This window comes from Pseudomonas sp. 18175, assembly GCF_050432925.1.
In the GTDB taxonomy this organism is placed as follows: domain Bacteria; phylum Pseudomonadota; class Gammaproteobacteria; order Pseudomonadales; family Pseudomonadaceae; genus Aquipseudomonas.
The window spans coordinates 549,640-568,913 of the sequence record NZ_JBKFTO010000001.1 but is presented as its reverse complement, the minus strand read 5'-3'; the positions used below and the strand labels follow the sequence as shown (position 1 = coordinate 568,913).

Annotated in this window: 19 protein-coding genes; 6 read left to right on the top strand and 13 right to left on the bottom strand. The window is 61.3% G+C overall.

Going from position 1 to position 19,274, the window contains the following annotated elements:
- Positions 1-96 precede the first annotated feature (96 nt).
- Positions 97-726, top strand: coding sequence for a glutathione S-transferase N-terminal domain-containing protein (locus tag ACLD1Y_RS02625; RefSeq protein ID WP_429475177.1), 630 nt, complete (start codon positions 97-99; stop codon positions 724-726).
- Between the two features lie 174 nt (positions 727-900).
- On the opposite strand, the gene creD is transcribed toward ACLD1Y_RS02625, so the two are convergent.
- From creD to ACLD1Y_RS02605, 4 genes are read right to left on the bottom strand one after another with little or no spacing between them, the layout of a single operon-like run.
- On the bottom strand, positions 901-2,274 hold the full coding sequence (gene creD / locus ACLD1Y_RS02620; protein ID WP_429475175.1) for a cell envelope integrity protein CreD: 1,374 nt from the start codon (positions 2,272-2,274) through the stop codon (positions 901-903).
- 51 nt (positions 2,275-2,325) lie between these two features.
- Positions 2,326-3,765 carry a two-component system sensor histidine kinase CreC gene (gene creC / locus ACLD1Y_RS02615; RefSeq protein ID WP_429475173.1) on the bottom strand — a complete coding sequence of 480 codons (1,440 nt, stop codon included), beginning with the start codon at positions 3,763-3,765 and terminating at the stop codon, positions 2,326-2,328.
- Positions 3,765-4,433, bottom strand: coding sequence for a two-component system response regulator CreB (gene creB, locus ACLD1Y_RS02610; RefSeq protein WP_429475171.1), 669 nt, complete (start codon positions 4,431-4,433; stop codon positions 3,765-3,767). The genes creC and creB overlap by 1 nt, the downstream gene beginning before the upstream one ends.
- 9 nt (positions 4,434-4,442) lie before the next feature.
- Entirely contained in the window at positions 4,443-4,943 is a 501-nt protein-coding gene (locus ACLD1Y_RS02605; protein ID WP_429475169.1) for an ATP-dependent zinc protease family protein, read from the bottom strand.
- Between the two features lie 174 nt (positions 4,944-5,117).
- On the opposite strand from ACLD1Y_RS02605, the gene ACLD1Y_RS02600 reads away from it, so the two are divergent.
- Positions 5,118-6,005 (top strand): acyltransferase, encoded by an 888-nt coding sequence (locus ACLD1Y_RS02600; RefSeq protein WP_429475167.1) that lies wholly within the window; start codon positions 5,118-5,120, stop codon positions 6,003-6,005.
- Here ACLD1Y_RS02600 and ACLD1Y_RS02595 read toward each other — a convergent pair.
- Positions 6,002-6,574, bottom strand: coding sequence for a DUF2780 domain-containing protein (locus tag ACLD1Y_RS02595; protein WP_429475165.1), 573 nt, complete (start codon positions 6,572-6,574; stop codon positions 6,002-6,004). The genes ACLD1Y_RS02600 and ACLD1Y_RS02595 overlap by 4 nt on opposite strands.
- A gap of 151 nt (positions 6,575-6,725) precedes the next feature.
- Between ACLD1Y_RS02595 and ACLD1Y_RS02590 the strand changes: the two genes are divergently transcribed.
- The 4 genes from ACLD1Y_RS02590 (at position 6,726) to ACLD1Y_RS02575 (ending at position 9,243) form a co-directional block, all read left to right on the top strand.
- A complete protein-coding gene (locus ACLD1Y_RS02590; RefSeq protein WP_429475163.1) occupies positions 6,726-7,352 on the top strand; it encodes an RNA polymerase sigma factor in 627 nt (208 codons plus the stop codon).
- Entirely contained in the window at positions 7,349-8,026 is a 678-nt protein-coding gene (locus ACLD1Y_RS02585) for an anti-sigma factor (protein WP_429475161.1), read from the top strand. Before ACLD1Y_RS02590 ends, ACLD1Y_RS02585 begins: the two co-directional genes overlap by 4 nt.
- A gap of 147 nt (positions 8,027-8,173) precedes the next feature.
- Positions 8,174-8,659, top strand: a complete 486-nt coding sequence (locus tag ACLD1Y_RS02580) for a hypothetical protein (protein ID WP_429475159.1) — start codon at positions 8,174-8,176, stop codon at positions 8,657-8,659.
- 125 nt (positions 8,660-8,784) lie between these two features.
- A complete protein-coding gene (locus ACLD1Y_RS02575) occupies positions 8,785-9,243 on the top strand; it encodes an anti-sigma factor domain-containing protein (RefSeq protein ID WP_429475157.1) in 459 nt (152 codons plus the stop codon).
- Positions 9,244-9,369: 126 nt separating this feature from the next.
- On the opposite strand, the gene fdhA is transcribed toward ACLD1Y_RS02575, so the two are convergent.
- From fdhA to ACLD1Y_RS02535, 8 genes are all read right to left on the bottom strand, one after another.
- Complete coding sequence (fdhA, locus tag ACLD1Y_RS02570; protein WP_429475155.1) at positions 9,370-10,569, bottom strand: formaldehyde dehydrogenase, glutathione-independent; 1,200 nt, start codon at positions 10,567-10,569, stop codon at positions 9,370-9,372.
- Positions 10,570-10,755: 186 nt separating this feature from the next.
- On the bottom strand, positions 10,756-11,613 hold the full coding sequence (gene purU / locus ACLD1Y_RS02565) for a formyltetrahydrofolate deformylase (RefSeq protein WP_005792124.1): 858 nt from the start codon (positions 11,611-11,613) through the stop codon (positions 10,756-10,758).
- Positions 11,614-11,623: 10 nt separating this feature from the next.
- Entirely contained in the window at positions 11,624-12,256 is a 633-nt protein-coding gene (locus ACLD1Y_RS02560) for a sarcosine oxidase subunit gamma (protein WP_429475153.1), read from the bottom strand.
- 122 nt (positions 12,257-12,378) lie between these two features.
- On the bottom strand, positions 12,379-15,396 hold the full coding sequence (locus tag ACLD1Y_RS02555; protein WP_429475151.1) for a sarcosine oxidase subunit alpha: 3,018 nt from the start codon (positions 15,394-15,396) through the stop codon (positions 12,379-12,381).
- Positions 15,393-15,695 (bottom strand): sarcosine oxidase subunit delta, encoded by a 303-nt coding sequence (locus ACLD1Y_RS02550; protein WP_101273319.1) that lies wholly within the window; start codon positions 15,693-15,695, stop codon positions 15,393-15,395. The genes ACLD1Y_RS02555 and ACLD1Y_RS02550 overlap by 4 nt, the downstream gene beginning before the upstream one ends.
- A 15-nt stretch (positions 15,696-15,710) precedes the next feature.
- Positions 15,711-16,961, bottom strand: coding sequence for a sarcosine oxidase subunit beta (locus ACLD1Y_RS02545; protein ID WP_429475149.1), 1,251 nt, complete (start codon positions 16,959-16,961; stop codon positions 15,711-15,713).
- Between the two features lie 22 nt (positions 16,962-16,983).
- Complete coding sequence (glyA, locus tag ACLD1Y_RS02540; protein WP_429475147.1) at positions 16,984-18,237, bottom strand: serine hydroxymethyltransferase; 1,254 nt, start codon at positions 18,235-18,237, stop codon at positions 16,984-16,986.
- Positions 18,238-18,474: 237 nt separating this feature from the next.
- Positions 18,475-19,197, bottom strand: a complete 723-nt coding sequence (locus ACLD1Y_RS02535) for a TraX family protein (protein WP_429475145.1) — start codon at positions 19,195-19,197, stop codon at positions 18,475-18,477.
- Between the last annotated feature and the right edge of the window lie 77 nt (positions 19,198-19,274).

Genomic DNA, 19,274 nt, shown 5'->3' with positions numbered 1-19,274 from the left:
GCATTCCCCTGTGGGAGCCGGGCTTGCCCGCGATGAGGCCTTCAAAAACACCCTCAATGTCTCTAGGCTAGCCACTGCCCAAACTGAGGAATGCCCATGTCCGCCCCCAGCATGACCTTGTTCCACAACCCCGCTTCGCCCTTTGTACGCAAAGTCCGCGTGCTGCTGCTGGAAACCGGCCAGCAAGACCGCGTGACCCTGCAAGCCTGCATGCCGACACCGGTCAACCCGGACGCCGATGTGGTGCAAGGCAACCCCGTGGGCAAGATCCCTGCGCTGCGCCTGGCGGATGGCTCGGTACTGCACGATAGCCGGGTGATCCTCGACTACTTCGACCACCAGCACGTGGGCAACCCGCTGATCCCCCGCGACGGCTCGGCCCGCTGGCGGCGCCTGACCCTGGCCTCGCTGGCCGACGGCATCATGGATGCCGCCGTGCTGGTGCGCTACGAAAGCGCCCTGCGCCCGGTGGAGAAACATTGGGATCAGTGGCTCGACGAGCAACGTAACAAGATCCGTCGCAGCCTCGCCGAGTTGGAGGCGGATGCCATCGCCGAGCTGACCAGCCACTTCGACATCGCCGCCATCAGCGTGGCGTGTGCCTTGGGTTACCTGGATTTCCGCCATCCGGACATGCAATGGCGGTTGGACACCCCCAAGCTTGCCACTTGGTACGCCGAAGTCAGCCAGCGTCCTTCGATGCAGCAGACCCAGCCCCCGGCCTAAAATCCACCGCGATCCAATGTGGGAGCGGGCTTGCTCGCGAAAGCGGTGGGTCAGTCAATGAATTTTTTTCTGATAGACCGCATTCGCGAGCAAGCCCGCTCCCACATTGTGCGGCGGCGTTGTTGAGAAAGCTGACCAGCCTCTCCTTCACCCGCTGATCCTCACGCAACCCAATCATTGCACCGCCTCCAGGTCAAACTGCAACGGCTCCACCGTCTTACGCTTGCCCACCCCATACCAATCCAGTTTGCGCGTCAGCACCATCACCGTCCCCAGCAAGCCAAACAGCAACAGCGAGCCCATCAGCAGCGCGTAATCCTCGGCGCTCAACAGCCCGTACAACAAGCCATACAACGCCGCCAACCCCGCCGAAAAACCCAAGCCGTGGCTGATGCTGCGCAGCACATGGCACACGTAGAAACCGATCAACAACACACAGGCACCCGCAGAGACGAGGTAGGCCAAGGCAAAGCCTATGTGCTCGGACAACGACAGCAGCAACAGGTAGAAAAACGCCAGGGCAAAGCCCACCAGCGCGTACTGCACCGGGTGCACTGCAAGACTCTTCAACACTTCGAACAAGAAGAAGCCGGCAAACGTCAGGGCGATGAACAGCAGCGCGTATTTGATCGCACGGTCGCTCTTGAGGTACTGGTCCACCGGGTCGATGAAGTTGACGCCAAAGCTGCGGTTCTTGAAGTCCTTGCAGCCTTGCCCGTCCAGGCAGCTTTGCAGGGCTTGCTCGAGGTTGGTGGAGAAAAAGGTGGTTTGCCAATTGGCGGTAAAGCCTGCGTCGGTGACTTCACGCTGGGCCGGCAGGAAGTTGCCGACAAAGCTGGGGTGCGGCCAGTTGGAGGCCAGCGACACCTGGCTGATCTTGCCCACCGGTACCACTTGCAGTTGCTCAGTACCTTGCAGGCGCAGGTCGAAGGCGAAGTCCACCACGTAGGGTTTCTTGATGTCCTGTTGCGGCAACCCCACGTGTACGCCTTCACCCAGCCAGTCCACTTGGGAGCCCGGTTCGAACTCCAACTGCTGGCTGCCCAGTTCAAGCTTCAGCGCGTTTTCGATGCCGCGAATATCGCTGATGCCCACCGCCAGAAACGCTGGATCAAAACGGTAATCGGCAAAGTCTTCGGTGATGCCCAACTGCGCAGGCACCTCAAAACGACCGCTGATGCGGTTGTCGGCATGGAACAACCGTGCCTGGTAGATACCCCGTGCACGCAGTTCGGTCTGCACCTTGCCATCGAGCTCAAAACGGTCCGGCAGGAAGTACAAACGACCGCGCTCTTCACGGGTTTCTTCGTAGCGTTTATTGAGCTTTTCGTTGAGCTTCCACTCGCGCACGGTCTTGCGATACGGCACCACCATCACCGGCCCGGTGAGGTGCTGGGCGTAGCTGGAACTGCGGGCAATATCCTCCAACACAGCGTCGCGGGTTTGCTGGCGATCACCGATGATGCCGTTGATCATCAGCAATGGAATCAGCAATACCAGCATCAGCAGCGCAATCGCGCCGAGTTTTAAAAACAGATTGCGGTTCATGGGACTCTCCCTGTTTTGATGGGCAGAGTCTGGGCAGCCTGTGTGGGGGATTTATGTGGGCAATGTGGAGATTGTGTGCAGATGCAGCACCACTTGCACCCCGCCGGGGACGTTGCCGATCTGCAACGCGCCGCCGTGCAGTTTCATCACTTCCTCGACAAAATTAAGGCCCAAGCCGGTGCTTTTGCGCCCGCTGGCCGGGCGTGGCAGCGAGTAGAAGCGCTCGCTCAGGCGCGGCAGGGCGTAGTCGGGAATGGCTGCGGCCTGGTTGAACAGGCTGACGTGCACATCGTTATGCAGCGCTTGTGCACTGAACTTCAACGTGCCGCCAGGCGGGGTGAAATCCAGCGCGTTGTCCAGCAGATTGCCCAAGGCCTGACGCAATAGGAAGGGCTCGCCGTATACCTTCACATCAGCGGCAATGCTCTGCTCGACCTGTAAGCCTGCCCGTTCGATTCGCGCACATTGAGCCTTGAGTACCTCCTCGACCATCGCTGCCAACGGGATACTCGCCTGCTCCTCCAGACCCTGGCGTTGCTCCACCTGCGCCAGGTTCAGCAGGCGCTCGATCAACTGTTGCAGGCGCGCGCTTTCGCTGTCGATGTTGCCGACAAAGCGCTGCTGCTGCTCCCGGCTCATGTCGCCCTGCAACAGCTCCGCCGCGCCGCGAATCGCCGCGAGTGGGCTTTTTAATTCGTGGGTCAGGGTGTGTACGTAGTGTTCGACGTAGGCCTTGCCTTCCAACTGCGTGCGCATGTGTTCCACGGCGGTGGACAGCTGCTTCAGCTCACCGCCACGGTAATGGGGCAACTCGGCACGCCGGCCTTCGCTGACCGCCTCTGCGTAAGCCGTGAGCCGTCGCAGCGCCACGCTCAACCACCACGACAGCAAGGCACCAAGCAACAGGCCCAGCACCACCAGCCCGGCGCCGTACCACAGCAAGCGCCGCTCGGTGCGGTCCACATACGGCTGCAACGAGCTGTTGGGCTTGGCCACGGTGACCACGCCGATGATCTGACCGTTATCGCGGATCGGCGCGCCCACGTGCATCACTGAAGACGTGGCGTCATCCGCCTCGCTACGGGTGGAGCGCGCGCCGTATTCGCCGCGCAGGGTCAGGTACACGTCGTTCCACTTGGAATAATCCTGGCCCACCGCTTCGCCGGTGGAGTCCAGCAGCACGATGCCCTTGGCGTCGGTCACATAGATACGGTGGTTGACCTGGTTTTTCGGCAAGCCCCAGATAGTCGCCCCCGGTTGACGGTTGCCATAGGCCTTGAGCAGTTCGGGCCAGTGACTCTGTCCGAGAGTGCCGTTCTTCACGTCATCGCGCAGGATCTCGGCCAATAGGTTGGCGGTGTCCACCAGGGTTTCTTCGGTGGACTGGCGCACGCCGGGGCGGATTTCCTTCATCACCGTGCTAAGCACAAAGTAGCCGGTGAGGCCGATAAACAGCGCATACACCAGGAAAATCCGCAGCCCCAGGCGCATCAGCTGTGGCTCGGGCTGTAGCTGTAGCCCAGGCCGCGATGGGTCTGGATCGGCTCGGCGTCGGCGGCCACGGCTCGCAGCTTGCTGCGCAGGCTTTTGATATGGCTGTCGATATTGCGCTCGTAACCGGCATCGGCCGCCACGCCTACCGCGTCCAATAATTGCTCGCGGCTGAACACCCGTTCGGGCTGCTCCAGCAGGCTTTGCAGCAGGCGAAATTCATGCCGCGTCAGGCTCAGGGGTTGGCCGCGATAATTGATCTGCATGCGCTCAAGGTCCACCTGGAAAACGGCGGGCGCCACGCCTGGGCCGACACGTTTGAGGATCGCCCGCACCCGCGCCGCCACTTCCCGTGGGCTGAACGGCTTGACCACGTAATCGTCGGCGCCGATTTCCAACCCCACCACGCGGTCGATCTCGCCATCCCGGGCGCTGAGGAACATCACCGGCACTTCGCTGAACCGGCGCAGTTGCTTGCAGGTTTCAAAGCCGGTGATATCCGGCAGGCCGATGTCGAGGATGATCAGGTCGGCCGGGGTCTGGCGCTGATGGGCCAGCGCCTCCTGGCCAAGGCTCAGCCAGGTGGTGGTAAAACCATCGCCTTGCAGGGCGAATATCAGCGTGTCGGCAATCGCCGCTTCGTCTTCGACAATCAGGATGTGGGCCATGGGGCTCTGTCAGCAGTCCGGTTTGTCGGCAGTGTACCGACGGGCCGGGTTCACCGCAGCGCCAAATTCACGCAGGGCCTTGGCGCCGATCAGCAGCGGGTAGTTGAAGCTGCTGCGGTCGGTAAGGTTGACCTCCACGGTGCGCTTGACGTTGCCCAGGCACATCTCCAGGTCGATCACCGGGCGCTTGGCCACGCTGGCTTCGTCCTTGTCGTCGTCTTCATCGGCGCGGCTCTTGATCTTGCTGATACGCGCGACCTTGTGTTCGTAGACCTTGTCGCTGGCGTCCTTGCCGCCGAGGCGGAAGCGCACCCAGTCGTCGCCGTCACGCTGGAAGGTCTCGATATTGCGCGCTGACAGCGAAGCCGTCAGGGCGCCGGTGTCCATCTTGGCCTTGAAGGTCTCGCCGATCTCCGGCAACTGGATGTATTCGTAGCGACCGTAGAGGGTCGGTTCGGCGGCCATGACAGGCAAGGCGACCAGAGCGAGCGAGGCAAATAGCAGTTTCACGAAGTGAGTTCCTCGGAAAGAAGTAGGCGGATTCTAGACCGCAAAAGCGCGGGTTAGTTAGCTCGCTTCAACCATACCGGCCACATTGTGAAACATTCGTACGGTGCTTTGCGATTTGGCCTCTAGACTCAGCTTGCATATCATGGCCCGCCCACAAGAATCCAAGAGTTGCTTATGCGCCGCCTGCTCACCGGCTGTTTTGTCTCACTGTTGCTGTTGCTCAACACCCTGGTGCTGATCGGCCCCTTGCTGGTGTTTGCCCTGCTCAAGCTGGTGGCCCCCGGGCGCTCGCGCGACTGGATGTCGTGGGCGGTGATGTGGATCGCCGAGACCTGGGCCGAGATCGACAAGCTCATCTTCGCCCTGTGCATCCCCACCCAATGGGACATTCGCGGCGGCGGCGACTTGCGCACCGACACCTCCTACTTGGTCATCAGCAACCACCAATCCTGGGTGGATATCCCGGCGCTGATCCAGGCCCTCAACCGGCGCACGCCGTTCTTCAAATTTTTCCTGAAAAAAGAGCTGATCTGGGTGCCTTTCCTGGGCCTGGCCTGGTGGGCGCTGGATTACCCGTTCATGAAGCGCTACAGCAAGGCGTTCCTGGCCAAGCACCCGGAACTGGCGGGGCAGGATTTGAAGATCACCAAAGAAGCCTGTGAGCTGTTCAAGCGCCAGCCGGTGACGGTGGTCAATTACCTGGAGGGCACGCGGTTCAGCGAAGCCAAACGCAACCAGCAGGGTTCGCCGTTCAAGCGATTGCTCAAGCCCAAGGCGGGCGGCGTGGCGTTTGTGTTGGCGGCGATGGGTGAACAGCTGGACGCGATCCTCGACGTCACCGTGGTTTATCCACAGGAGAAGATTCCGGGGTTTTGGGATTTGATCAGCGGCGCGGTGCCTACAGTGATCATCGACATTCAAACCCGCGAGCTGGACCCGGCGCTGTGGCAAGGCGATTACGAGAATGATTCGGCGTTTCGCCAGACCGTCCAGAACTGGGTGAACCAGCTCTGGACGGAGAAGGATGCGCGCATCGAGCAACTGCGCGCCGAGCAGCGTTAGCCGCCAGTGCCCCAGGCCTGGGCCAGCTTGCCCAGTACGGAAGTGCTGGCGCCCTGGCTGCCCAGGTACTGCAGGATCACCGGCGCGAACTGGCCCACCATGCCACTGTCCATGCCCAACGCGCTGAACGCGGTGTTGAGGTCATTGGTACTCTTCACGTTGCCCAGCAGGCCATCCAGGCCGCTGGTCTTGCTGCCGCCGGTCTGGCCGAGCAATCCGCTCAGGGCGCCGAGGCTACCCAAGGAGTTGCTGCCCGACAGCTGGTCAAGACCGGGCACGCTTTTGCCCAATTGGGAATAGTCGCTGCCGCTCAGTTGGTTCTTGGCCAGGCCCAGCATGGCGCCGGTGCCGCCTACGGCTTGTTCGGGGGTGACGTTGAGTTGCGAGGTCAAGGCGCTCAACAGACCCGCAGTCTCGGAACTCGGCGCGGCGGCTGCCGCCTTGTTATTACTGCCCTGGGCGCCGGAAACAGCGTTGGCCACGTCACCGAGGCTGAAACCTGCGGCGAACACCGGGCCGGCGGCCACGCTGAGCAGGCAGGACAGGGCAAAACCGCGTGAAATCTTCATCAAGACAACCTCTAAAGTAAGCGCTAAAAGCAGCTGTTTGACTGACAGTCCCGAAGGATTGTTCCCACACCAAGATGTGTTCACGCATTCGTTGCATCCAAATCAACTGCTCCCGCGTATATCCACCATGCGCCAACCGGAGTGGGATGGAATGAATGCCAGAGCTGAACTACCCTCTGCCTACCGTGCGCAGTCCCATCGCCCTCGTTCGAGTGCCTGGAGAAGCTCTATTTCGATCAACGATGCTGACCCATTGCGCCCTCTGTTGGCCCAATGTGCCCTGGGTAACCGCCAGGCGTTCGAAACCCTCTATCGCAGTGTCTCGCCGCGCTTGCACGGGGTGGCCCTGCGCTTCATGGGGCGTGCGGACCTGGCCGAAGAGGTGCTGCAAGAGGCCTTCGTGCGCATCTGGTACAACGCCTCGCGCTATGAAGCGCACCTGGCGGCGCCGATGACCTGGATGGTCAACATCACCCGCAACCTGGCCATCGACCAATTGCGCAAACACCGTGAACAGCCGCTGGCGGAGGGCCAGCAAGACGCCCTGCTGGATGACGCCCCCAGCGCCCACGACCTGCTCGACAGTCAGCGCCAAGCCAACGCCTTGAACCGCTGCCTCGATACCCTCGACGGCATGCAGCGCCAATCCATCAGCGTGGCGTACTTCCAGGGCCTGTCCTGCTCCGAGTTGGCCGAACACATGGCGGCGCCATTGGGCTCGGTCAAATCCTGGATTCGTCGCGGCATGGAGCGCCTGCGCAGGTGCCTTGAATCATGAACTACCAGACCACCGCCCTGCGCCGCGCCCTCGCTGCCGATTACGCCATCGGCCTGATGCCCGCCACCGCACGCCGACGCTTTGAAGGCCTGTTACTGGACGACGCGGCGCTGCGGGTTGAACTCGGCCATTGGCAAGACGCCCTCGCCAGCCTCACCGGCAGCTTGCCGGAGCGCCCCGTGCCGGCGCATGTGTGGGCAGGCATCCAGGCGCGAATTGATCCGCAGGTATTGCACATGCCCGCGAAGACGCCGTTCTGGAAGGGTTGGCGCGTACTGGCCGCCGCTTGTGCGGTGGTCGTGGCGCTGCTGGTGGGCGTGCTGTACCAGCGCGATATTGGCGTGGAGTACAACGCCACGCTGGTGGACACCGGCCAACAACCCGCGCTGCGGGTCCACGCCTTTGCCGATCATCTGCAGCTAGAGTCGTTGGCGTTGGCGGCAGTGGAACCCACGCATGATCTGGAACTGTGGGCGATCCCACCCGGCGGCAAGCCGATTTCCCTAGGCCTGGTGCCAGCGGCTGGCAAAGGCCGTATTCAATTGAGCGAAGCCCAACAAGCCTTGCTCAGCGCACCGCTGACCCTCGCCGTGAGCCTGGAACCACGGGGTGGCTCGGCTACTGGGCAACCTACCGGGCCAGTGCTGTATCAGGGCCAATTGGCATCACTTTGAGCTGAACAGTGCTTTGAGTGCCTTCTGCGATATGCAAATTTTCTTTATTAGAACTTCATCTAGATCACTGTCATTTCTGACAGTAGGCGTCATTAATGGGCTGTTCCAGCATACAAGCTCCCGTCCTTGCCCCCTATGGAGCCTCCCATGAACCTGACAAAGATCGCGCTGAGCACGCTGCTCGTTTCAACCCTGGCCGGCAACGTCGTGGCCGAAGAGCTTGCCCAATGTCCATCCAAGGACATGATCACTGAACACCAAGAGCAAGAGGGTTACAGCTACACAGCGCCAGGCCCCCATGGTCGTATATGGGTAGGTGAAAATCCGTTTGGTAGTGCTGGTGATCAAGAGACCTTCCAATTCACCGGTGCGCTTTACCGAGACATCAGCTCAGAGGGCAATCGTGACGTCGTTTCTTGCGACTACGAGGGCGAGGACTGGTTCGCTTTCGCCAGGATGACACTCTATTCCTTTCTAGACTGGAAGCCCGCGCCGAAAACGCAGTGGAAAGCCGACGCAAACAAGACGGGGGCGTATAAAAAAGCCAAAGCCGTCCAATTCTGTGTGTCATCAACGCAAGAAGACTGTGCATTCAACTACCGCGAGTTAAGCAAGCACGCAGCCACCCAGTGACCCCTCAATACTGCAAGAAGTCCCAGGTTTCAGGCGAAGCTGAGGAGTTTGTAGCGCCCCATCACAAACTTCTTCGGCGCACCTGGGTCCATAGCAGAACTCAAAGCCCTGCCAGGACCCACCGCATGAGCGCCACCCGCCACACCGTGACCGAGCCAAAACCGCCTTTCTGGAGCCGCCCGCGTGTATTTATCGGCGTGTGCGTGGCCATCGTTGCAGGCCTGGGCAGCGCGCTCTACACCCAGGACAACGTCAAATCCGCCGCCACCCTGGTGACCACCGAACAACAGCCGGCCGCGCAGTTGATGGCACACAAGGAATACCTGGAGGTCGAGCCCATTGCCGCCGCCGCGCCCGAGCCGGATCGCAGCCTGGAACTGTGGGCAATGCCCGAAGGAAAAGCGCCGGTTTCTCTGGGGCTATTGCCTGAGGACGGCAAAGGCATTATCGACCTGAATTCACGCCAACAGGCCAGCATCCGCAAGCCGGTGGAGGTGATGGTGAGTTCGGAGGTCAAGGGGGGATCGGTCAGTAAGCAGCCAACGGGGCCGACGGTGTATCAGGGCGCCTTGGCCTATCGCTGACACCACAAAACCAAAGTGGGAGCGGGCTTGCTCGCGAAAGCGGTGGGTCAGCCATATATCTGTCGACTGACACTGAGCATTCGCGAGCAAGCCCGCTCCCACATTTGGATCTATGTGGCTTTAAAATTACGCAGCGCTGAACAGCTTGTGCGGGTCGATCACAAACTTCTTCGGCACGCCCGCATCGAACTCGCCGTAGCCTTTTGGCGCATCATCCAGGCTGATCACCTGCACCCCAACGATCTCGGCGATGTTGATGCGGTCCCACATGATCGCCTGCATCAGCGCACGGTTGTACTTCATCACCGGCGTTTGCCCGGTGTGGAAGCTGTGGGATTTAGCCCAGCCCAGACCAAAGCGAATGCTCAGGCTGCCCATTTTCGCGGCAGCATCCACGGCACCCGGATCTTCGGTGACGTACAGGCCCGGAATACCGATTTTGCCCGCCACACGCACCACGCCCATCAGCGAGTTGAGCACGGTGGCCGGTGCTTCGGCCTTCACGCCGTCATGGCCGTGGCCACGGGCTTCGAAACCCACGCAGTCGACCGCGCAGTCCACTTCGGGCTCGCCCAGCAATGCGGCGATCTGTTCGTGCAGCGGCGTGTCCTGGGACAGGTCGACCACCTCAAAACCCTGGGCCTTGGCATGGGCCAGGCGGACGGTGTTGACGTCGCCGATGATCACCACCGCCGCACCCAACAGGCGCGCAGAGGCGGCAGCCGCCAGGCCGACCGGGCCGGCACCGGCAATGTACACAGTGCTGCCTGGGCCCACACCCGCCGTCACGGCGCCGTGGTAGCCGGTAGGCAGAATGTCGGAGAGGCAAGTCAGGTCGCGGATTTTCTCCATGGCCTTGTCGCGGTCCGGCAGTTTGAGCAGGTTGAAGTCGGCGTACGGCACCAGCACGTATTCGGCTTGGCCGCCGGTCCAGTCGCCCATGTCCACATAGCCGTAGGCGCCGCCGGCACGGGCCGGGTTGACCGTCAGGCAGACGCCGGTGTGTTGTTCTTTGCACGAGCGGCAGCGGCCGCAAGCCACGTTGAAGGGGACGGACACCAGATCGCCGAGCTTCAGGTTTTCGACGTCGCTGCCCTTCTCGATCACTTCACCGGTGATCTCGTGACCGAGCACCAGGCCGGTCTGGGCAGTGGTACGGCCGCGCACCATGTGTTGGTCGGAGCCGCAAATATTGGTAGAGACCACGCGCAGGATGACGCCATGCTCGATCTTCCTGCCACGGGGGTCCTGCATTTTGGGATAGTCGATTTTCTGTACTTCGACCTTGCCGTTGCCGAGATACACGACACCACGATTACCAGACATGCTTTCACCTCGCTGTTGTTTTTATGGAACCGCGTTGCCCTTGGGTGGGCAGCGCGTTAAGTGCTCGGGTACAGATGCTGTTTGTTGCGTTGTTAGTGATGGCCTCTTCGCGAGCAAGCCCGCTCCCACATTTGAAGGTATTCACAAATCAAAATGTGGGAGGGGGCTTGCCCCCGATGGCGTCCATCAGAGCACCACAGTTCGATTGGCGTTGAGAAACACCCGCCGCTCAATGTGATACCCCACCGCCCGGGCCAATGTCAGCCCTTCAATATCGCGTCCCTTGGCAATCAAGTCCTCGGGATAGTGGCTGTGGTCCACCACCTCCACGCCCTGGGCAATGATCGGGCCTTCGTCCAAGTCGTTGTTGATGTAATGCGCCGTAGCGCCCACCAACTTCACACCCTTGTTGTAGGCCTGATGATACGGCTTGGCGCCCTTGAACCCGGGCAACAACGAGTGGTGAATGTTGATGGCCTTTCCATCAAGCTTGCGACACAACTCCGGCGACAACACTTGCATGTAGCGCGCAAGGATCACCAGCTCGGCGCCGGTGTCTTCCACCACTTGCCACACTTGACGCTCCTGGGACGGTTTGTCGTTGGGGTCGAGGGGGAAATGGTAGTAGGGAATCTGGTGCCAGTCGGCCAACGGCTTCAAATCAGGGTGGTTGGACACCACCGCGACCACGTCCATCGACAGTTGGCCGATGCGCTGGCGGTACAGCAGATCGTTGAGGCAGTGATCGGCCTTGGAGACCATGATCACCACTTTTGGCCGGTAGTTCGGCGCCGTCAGCTCGAAGATCATGCCAAAGGCTTCGCCGCGAGTGGCCAGGCCATCGCGGAAAGCCTGCTCGTCAAAACCGTCCGGCTGGCGGAACTCCACGCGGATAAAAAACCTGCCCGAAAGCCGGTCATCGAACGAATGGTGCTCAGTGACGTAGCAACCCTGCTCGAACAGGTAGCGGGTGACCGCGTCCACCGTGCCGAGCACGCTGGGGCAGTCGGCGGTCAAAATCCATGTATCGGGTGCGCGGCTCATGGGGCATTCCTCAGGCTTGGACGCTCAGGCCGAATTCGGCAGAGGCATCCTGCAACCACAACCACCAGTAGTCCGAGAAGCTGCGACGAATCAGCAGCTCCCAGGTGTCTTCGGCGGTGTGGCGGATCACCAGTTGCGACTTGGCGAACACCGTGCCAACGGCCTTGCCCACCGGGAAGTTATCGGGGTGCACGTCGTAGCTGGTGGACTTCATCAGCACATCGCGCACGTTCGGGCCGCTGAGCTCGAGGATCTGCTGGCCGCCGCTGACGTTGACGACCTGGATATGCAAATCACCCAGGGCGGCACGCAGGTTTTGTTCGGCGGCGAATTCTTCACCGCTTGGCACGATGAGCAACCACTCATCCGGGCCGAGCCATTGCAGGCTGGTTTCGCCCTTGATGATCACTTGCAGGGCGCCAGGCAGTTCGATGCCCAACGCCTTGTGCACGCCGGCGGCGAAGGCGGCGTCATGGGCATCGCCACGGATGGTCAGGTGACCGAGGAGTTTCTTTTCACGCACGGTTACGCCGGCGTTTTTGCGGCCCTTGCCGACCAGACTGGCGAGGTCGGCATGGTGCAGCGACGACTCGGCCTTGGCCCCGGTGGTTGGGCGTTGTTGGTACACATTGGCTGCTGTCATAAAGCACCTTTCCTGATTCTGTTGTGCGGCTACTGGCGTCTTCGCGAGCAAGCCCGCTCCCACATTTGGAATGCATTCCCCTGTGGGAGCGGGCTTGCTCGCGAAGGCCGCGACTCGGTTTATCAGATGTTCTGGCGATCGCCTTTCGGGTCAAAGAACACCGAAGACACAATCTCCGCCTCGATCACGCTGCCATCCGCTTGCGGCGAAAACACCCGCTCGCCAATGCGCTTCAAGCCGCCCTTCACCACACCCATGGCAAACGAATAACCCAGGGAGTTGTGCGCATAACTTGAGGTGACGTGACCGACCATCTTCATCGGGATCGACTGCTTCGGATCAAACACCAACTGCGCGCCTTCCGGCAGCCACACTTTCGGGTCCACCGGCTTCAAGCCCACCAGTTGCTTACGCTCTTCACGCACGCAGTCTTCACGGTTCATGCCGCGCCAGCCGATCCACGAGAACGGTTTGGTGCGGCCAACGCACCAGCCCATGTTCAAGTCGTCCGGGGTCATCGAGCCGTCGGTGTCTTGGCCGACGATGATGAAGCCCTTCTCGGCCCGCAGAACGTGCATGGTTTCGGTGCCGTACGGGGTCAGGTTGTATTTCTTGCCGGCCTCGACGATTTTTTCCAGCACGCCCATGGCGTAGTCGGCCTGCACGTTGACTTCATACGACAGCTCACCGGTAAACGAGATCCGGAATACGCGAGCCGGTACGCCGCCCACCAGGCCTTCTTTCCAGGTCATGAACGGGAAGCCGTCCTTGTCCAGGTCGATGTCAGTCACTTCGGCCAGCAGCTTGCGGCTGTTGGGGCCGGACAGGGTCATGGTGGCCCAGTGGTCGGTGACCGAGGTGAAGTACACCTTGAGGTCTGGCCATTCGGTCTGTTGGTAGATTTCCAGCCACTGGAGTACGCGGGCCGCGCCGCCGGTGGTGGTGGTCATCAGGAAGTGGTTGTCAGCGAGGCAGGCGGTCACGCCGTCATCGAAGACCATGCCGTCTTCCTTGCACATCAAACCGTAGCGCGCCTTGCCCACATCGAGCTTGGTCCAGGCGTTGGTGTAGATGCGGTTGAGGAACTCGCGGGCATCCGGGCCCTGAATGTCGATCTTGCCGAGGGTGGAGGCATCCAGCAGGCCAACGCTGTCGCGCACGGCCAGGCATTCGCGTTTCACCGCGGCGTGCAGGTCTTCACCGTTGCGCGGGAAGTACCACGGGCGTTTCCACTGGCCGACATCTTCAAACTCGGCGCCGTTCTTCACGTGCCAGGCCTGCAGGGCGGTGTAGCGCACCGGCTCGAAGATATGCCCACAGTGACGGCCGGCTACCGCGCCGAACGTCACTGGCGTGTAGTTCGGGCGGAACATGGTGGTGCCCATCTGCGGGATGGTCACGTTCAACGAACGGGCGGCAATCGCCAGGCCGTTGACGTTGCCCAGCTTGCCTTGGTCGGTGCCAAAACCCAGCGCGGTGTAGCGTTTAACGTGCTCGACCGACTCGAAACCTTCGCGGGTCGCCAGTTCGATGGCGGCGGCGGTGACGTCGTTTTGCAGGTCGACAAATTGCTTTGGCGCCCGTGCGGTAGGTTTGTCGTGGGGCACTTGGTAGATCGCCAGGGTCGGCTCTTCCAGGCGGCTCAGGGCTTTAGGCAAGGTGCCTTCCACTGGCGCAAAACCGGCTTCGCTGGCCGCGCGCACGCCACCTTCAAAACCGTCTGCCAGGGAATCGCCCAGGCCGTAAACGCCGTTGATGCCACCGACGCACACACGTTTTTGCGGTGCTTCGCCCGGCACAAAACCGAGGATGTCTTCACGCCAGGTCGGCTTGCCGCCCAGGTGCGAGGCCAGGTGGACCACCGGGCTGTAGCCGCCGGAACTGGCCACCAGGTCGCAGTCCAGCCACTCGCCAGGGCTGGTGACTTTATGCGCTTTGACATCAATCGCAGCCACACGGGCAGCGGTCACGCGCTTGGTGCCACGGGCTTCGACCACGGCGCTGCCGGTGAGGATGCGAATGCCTTTGGCGCGGGCTTCTTCAACCAACGCGCCACGTGGGTTGTGGCGTACATCGGCCACGGCGACCACTTGCAGGCCTGCATCCAACCAATCCAGCGCCACGCGGTAGGCATGGTCGTTGTTGGTGGACAGCACCAGTTTTTTGCCCGGTGCCACGCCGTAGCGACGCACGTAGGTCGAAACCGCACCGGCGAGCATGTTGCCCGGCACGTCGTTGTTGCCGTACACCAGCGGACGCTCGCACGCACCGGTCGCCAGCACCACACGCTTGGCGCGCACACGGTGGATACGCTGGCGCACCACGCCAATCGGCGCCCGGTCACCCAGGTGATCGGTGAGGCGTTCGTGAATGGTCAGGAAGTTATGGTCGTGATAGCCGTTGACGGTGGCGCGGGGCAGCAGCACCACGTCCGGCAGGGCTTTGAGTTCAGCGATCACGCTGGCGACCCATTCCACGGCGGGCTTGCCGTCGAGGCTTTCGCGGGAATCGAGCAGCGAGCCGCCGAACTCTTCCTGTTCATCAGCAATGATTACACGGGCACCGCTACGTGCAGCCGCCAATGCAGCCGCCAGACCAGCAGGGCCTGCGCCCACCACCAGCACGTCGCAGTGACGGTTGAAGTTGTCGTAGGTGTCCGGGTCGTTCTCGGTCGGCGAGCGGCCAAGGCCAGCGGCCTTACGGATGTACTTCTCGTAAGTCATCCAGAACGATTGCGGGTACATAAAGGTTTTGTAGTAGAAACCCGGCGGCATCAGCTTGCCGCCGACCTTGCCCAGGATGCCCATCACGTCGGTGTTGACGTTCGGCCAGCCGTTGGTGCTGGTGGCGACCAGGCCTTGGTACAGCGCCTGTTGCGTGGCGCGTACGTTGGGAATCTGGGTGGCTTCGGTAGCGCCAATCTGCAGCACTGCGTTCGGCTCTTCGGCGCCGGCGGCAAAGATGCCGCGAGGGCGCGAATACTTGAAGCTGCGACCGATGATGTCGACACCGTTTGCCAACAGGGCTGCGGCCAATGTGTCGCCTTCAAAGCCTTTGTAAGTCTGGCCGTTGAACGTAAACGTCAGGACTTTGTTGCGGTCGATCCGGCCACCGTTGGACAGGCGATTGGTCTGGCTCATACCTTCTCTCCAGCAGCCTTGGCGGTGAATTGCGGCTTGGTGCCGATCTTGTAGGTTTCAAGAATTTCGTAGGTCAGGGTGTCGCGGGTGGCGTTGAAGTACTGGCGGCAACCGGCGGCGTGAATCCACAGTTCGTGGTGCAGGCCACGGGGGTTGTCGCGGAAGAACATGTAGTCGCCCCACTGCTCGTCGGTACAGGTATTCGGGTCCAGCGGGCGCGGGATGTGCGCTTGGCCGGATGCGTGGAATTCCTCTTCGGAGCGCAGTTCGCCACAGTGAGGACAGAAGATATGCAACATAGGGAATTTCTCCTGTTAGTGGGCGACGGCCGCAGCGCCGTGTTCGTCGATAAGCGCACCGTTGTGGAAACGGTCGATGGAAAAAGGTGCCGCCAATGGGTGCATCTCACCCTTGGCCAGGCTGGCGGCAAACACGTTGCCTGAGCCCGGCGTGGCCTTGAAGCCACCGGTGCCCCAACCGCAGTTGAAGAACATGTTCGGCACTGGCGTCTTGGAGATGATCGGGCACGCATCCGGCGTGGTGTCGACGATGCCGCCCCACTGACGGTTCATGCGCACGCGCGACAGCACCGGGAACATCTCGACGATGGCCTGGATAGTGTGCTCGATCACCGGGTACGAACCACGCTGGCCGTAGCCGTTGTAACCGTCGATACCGGCGCCGATCACCAGGTCGCCCTTGTCGGACTGGCTGATGTAACCGTGCACGGCGTTGGACATGATCACGCTGTCGATAATTGGCTTGATCGGCTCCGACACCAACGCTTGCAGCGGGTGGGATTCGATCGGCAGGCGGAAACCGGCGAGTGAAGCCATGTGCCCGGAGTTACCGGCAGTGACCACACCGACGCGCTTGGTACCGATAAAGCCCTTGTTGGTTTCCACACCGATGCACACGCCGTTTTCCTTGCGGAAGCCGATCACTTCGGTCTGCTGGATCAAGTCCACGCCCAGTGCGTCAGCGGCTCGGGCAAAGCCCCAGGCCACGGCATCGTGACGGGCCACGCCGCCGCGACGTTGCACGGTGGCGCCGAGTACTGGATAGCGGGTGTTCTTGGAGCAATCGAGGTACGGGATCTCGTCCGCAACCTGCTTGGCGTTGAGCAACTCGCCGTCCACGCCGTTGAGGCGGTTAGCGCTCACGCGACGCTCGGAATCACGGATGTCTTGCAGGGTGTGGCACAGGTTGTACACGCCGCGCTGGGAGAACATCACGTTGTAGTTGAGGTCCTGGGACAGGCCTTCCCACAGTTTCATCGCGTGTTCGTACAGGTGCGCCGACTCGTCCCACAGGTAATTGGAGCGCACGATGGTGGTGTTGCGTGCGGTGTTACCGCCGCCCAACCAGCCCTTCTCGACCACGGCCACGTTGGTGATGCCGTGCTCTTTGGCCAGGTAGTAAGCGGTCGCCAGACCATGCCCGCCGCCGCCGACGATGACCACGTCGTACACCTTTTTAGGGGTGGGCGTGCGCCACATCTTCTGCCAGTTTTCGTGGTGGCTGAGGGAGTGCTTGAAGAGGCCGAAGCCCGAGTAGCGTTGCATAGTCATTACTCCAAAACCGCGCTCAGCGATAAACCGGGAAATCAGCGCACAGGGCAGACACGTGCTTGGCCACGTTGGCCTCGACATCAGCGTCGCCGAGGTTGTCGAGGATGTCGCAGATCCAGCCAGCCAGTTCGATGCACTGCGGCACTTTGAAACCACGCGTGGTCACCGCCGGGGTGCCGATGCGCAGGCCCGAGGTCACGAACGGCGACTGCGGGTCGTTGGGCACGGCGTTTTTGTTGACGGTGATGTGGGCGCGACCCAGGGCGGCGTCCGCCTCTTTGCCGGTGAGGCCCTGACGGATCAGGCTGACCAGGAACAGATGGTTATCGGTGCCGCCGGACACTACATCGTAGCCACGTTTGATAAACACGTCGGCCATGGCCTGGGCGTTGTCGATCACTTGCTGTTGATACGCCTTGAAGCCTGGCTCCAGCGCTTCCTTGAAGCACACGGCCTTGCCGGCGATGACGTGCATCAGCGGGCCGCCCTGGGCACCGGGGAACACGGCAGCGTTGAGTTTCTTTTCGATTTCTTCGTTGGACTTGGCCAGGATCAGGCCGCCACGTGGACCGCGCAGGGTCTTGTGGGTGGTGGTGGTGACCACGTCGGCGTAGGGCAGCGGGTTCGGGTACAGGCCAGCGGCAACCAGGCCGGCGACGTGGGCCATGTCGACGAACAGCAGCGCGCCCACCTTATCGGCGATCTGACGGAAACGTGGGAAATCCAGGGTCTTGGAGTAGGCAGAGAAACCGGCCACGACCATTTTCGGCTTGTGCTCGACCGCCAGGCGCTCGACTTCGTCGTAGTCGATCAGGCCGGTGTCGGTGTTGATGCCGTACTGCACCGCGTTGTACAGCTTGCCCGAGGACGACACTTTGGCGCCGTGGGTCAAGTGACCGCCGTGGGCCAGGCTCATGCCCAGAATGGTGTCGCCCGCATTGATCAGCGCCAGGTACACGGCGCTGTTGGCCGACGAACCGGAGTGCGGCTGCACGTTAGCGTAATCGGCACCGAACAGTTGCTTGGCGCGTTCGATGGCCAGGGCCTCGACTTTATCCACATGCTCGCAGCCACCGTAGTAGCGCTTGCCCGGGTAGCCTTCGGCGTATTTGTTGGTGAGGCCGCTGCCTTGCGCTTCCATCACACGTTTGCTGGTGTAGTTCTCTGACGCGATCAGCTCGATATGATCTTCCTGGCGCTGCTCCTCGGCATTCATGGCCGCCAGCAGTGCGTCGTCATATCCCTGAATCTGGTCTTGTTTGCTGAACATCGCGTCTCTCCCAGCCTTTCGTATTGTTGAGGCCCATGTGGGGCCCTTTGATGCGATGGTAGGGCTGGCGCCTATAGATCAAATGCCTACGGGCGCCACGCAAAGGTGCGTTTACGACATTCATTGAACGCCACAGAACAAATGTGGGAGCGGGCTTGCTCGCGAATGCGGTGTATCAGCTAATACATATGTTGACTGACACACCGCATTCGCGAGCAAGCCCGCTCCCACAGGGGGTTAGGCGATGATCTTGCGGACGATTAGCAGCAGGAGGAAGTGCAGCGGATAAAGGGTATAAGCCCAGCGCCGCATGGCCGGTGGAGAGACGTTTTTGGCATGTCGCAATAAGACAAGACCGGCCAATGGCGCGATCAGGCATGCGATCAATCCCGACAGCGCCACCAGCGACCCGCTATTGAGCAGCACCTGCCATTGGTTGGCCGCCACACAGACCACGCCCGGCACCACGGCGAAATACCAGGGCCGTTGAAACACCAACAGCATCGCCAACGGCAGCAACACACCAAAAAAACCGAACATCAATTGTGTGGAAAAAACGCCGGCTATCGTAACGGAAACCAGCGCCAACCCCCGATCAACAAGCGCCTTTTGCTGCCATCCTCGCGCAACCAACAACCCCAGCGCCAAGGTCGGTAGCACGTTCAACGTATCGGCATCCTCGATAAACAGGCGATACGGCACTTCGCTGATCACACTGAACAGCAGCAGCCAGCCCAGGTAACGCCCACCGACCTGGGCGTTTTTCATGCGGTGCAGATTGGCCGCAATCCCCAGGCAAAACCACGGGAACGCCAGGCGCCCCGGTACATACAAGCCATCCAGGCTCAACCCGACATACCGCAGGTGGTCGAGCACCATGCACAGCAACGCCAGCCACTTGAGCAGGTCCAGGGCGCCGTCTCGGACACGTCCGACAGGCAAGGTGTAGGCAGCGTGCATAATTCCCCAACCACTTTGCATTTACAGTGCGTGCGCAGCGCCAACAATCTTGGTTACAGTGCGCACCAACATCGACC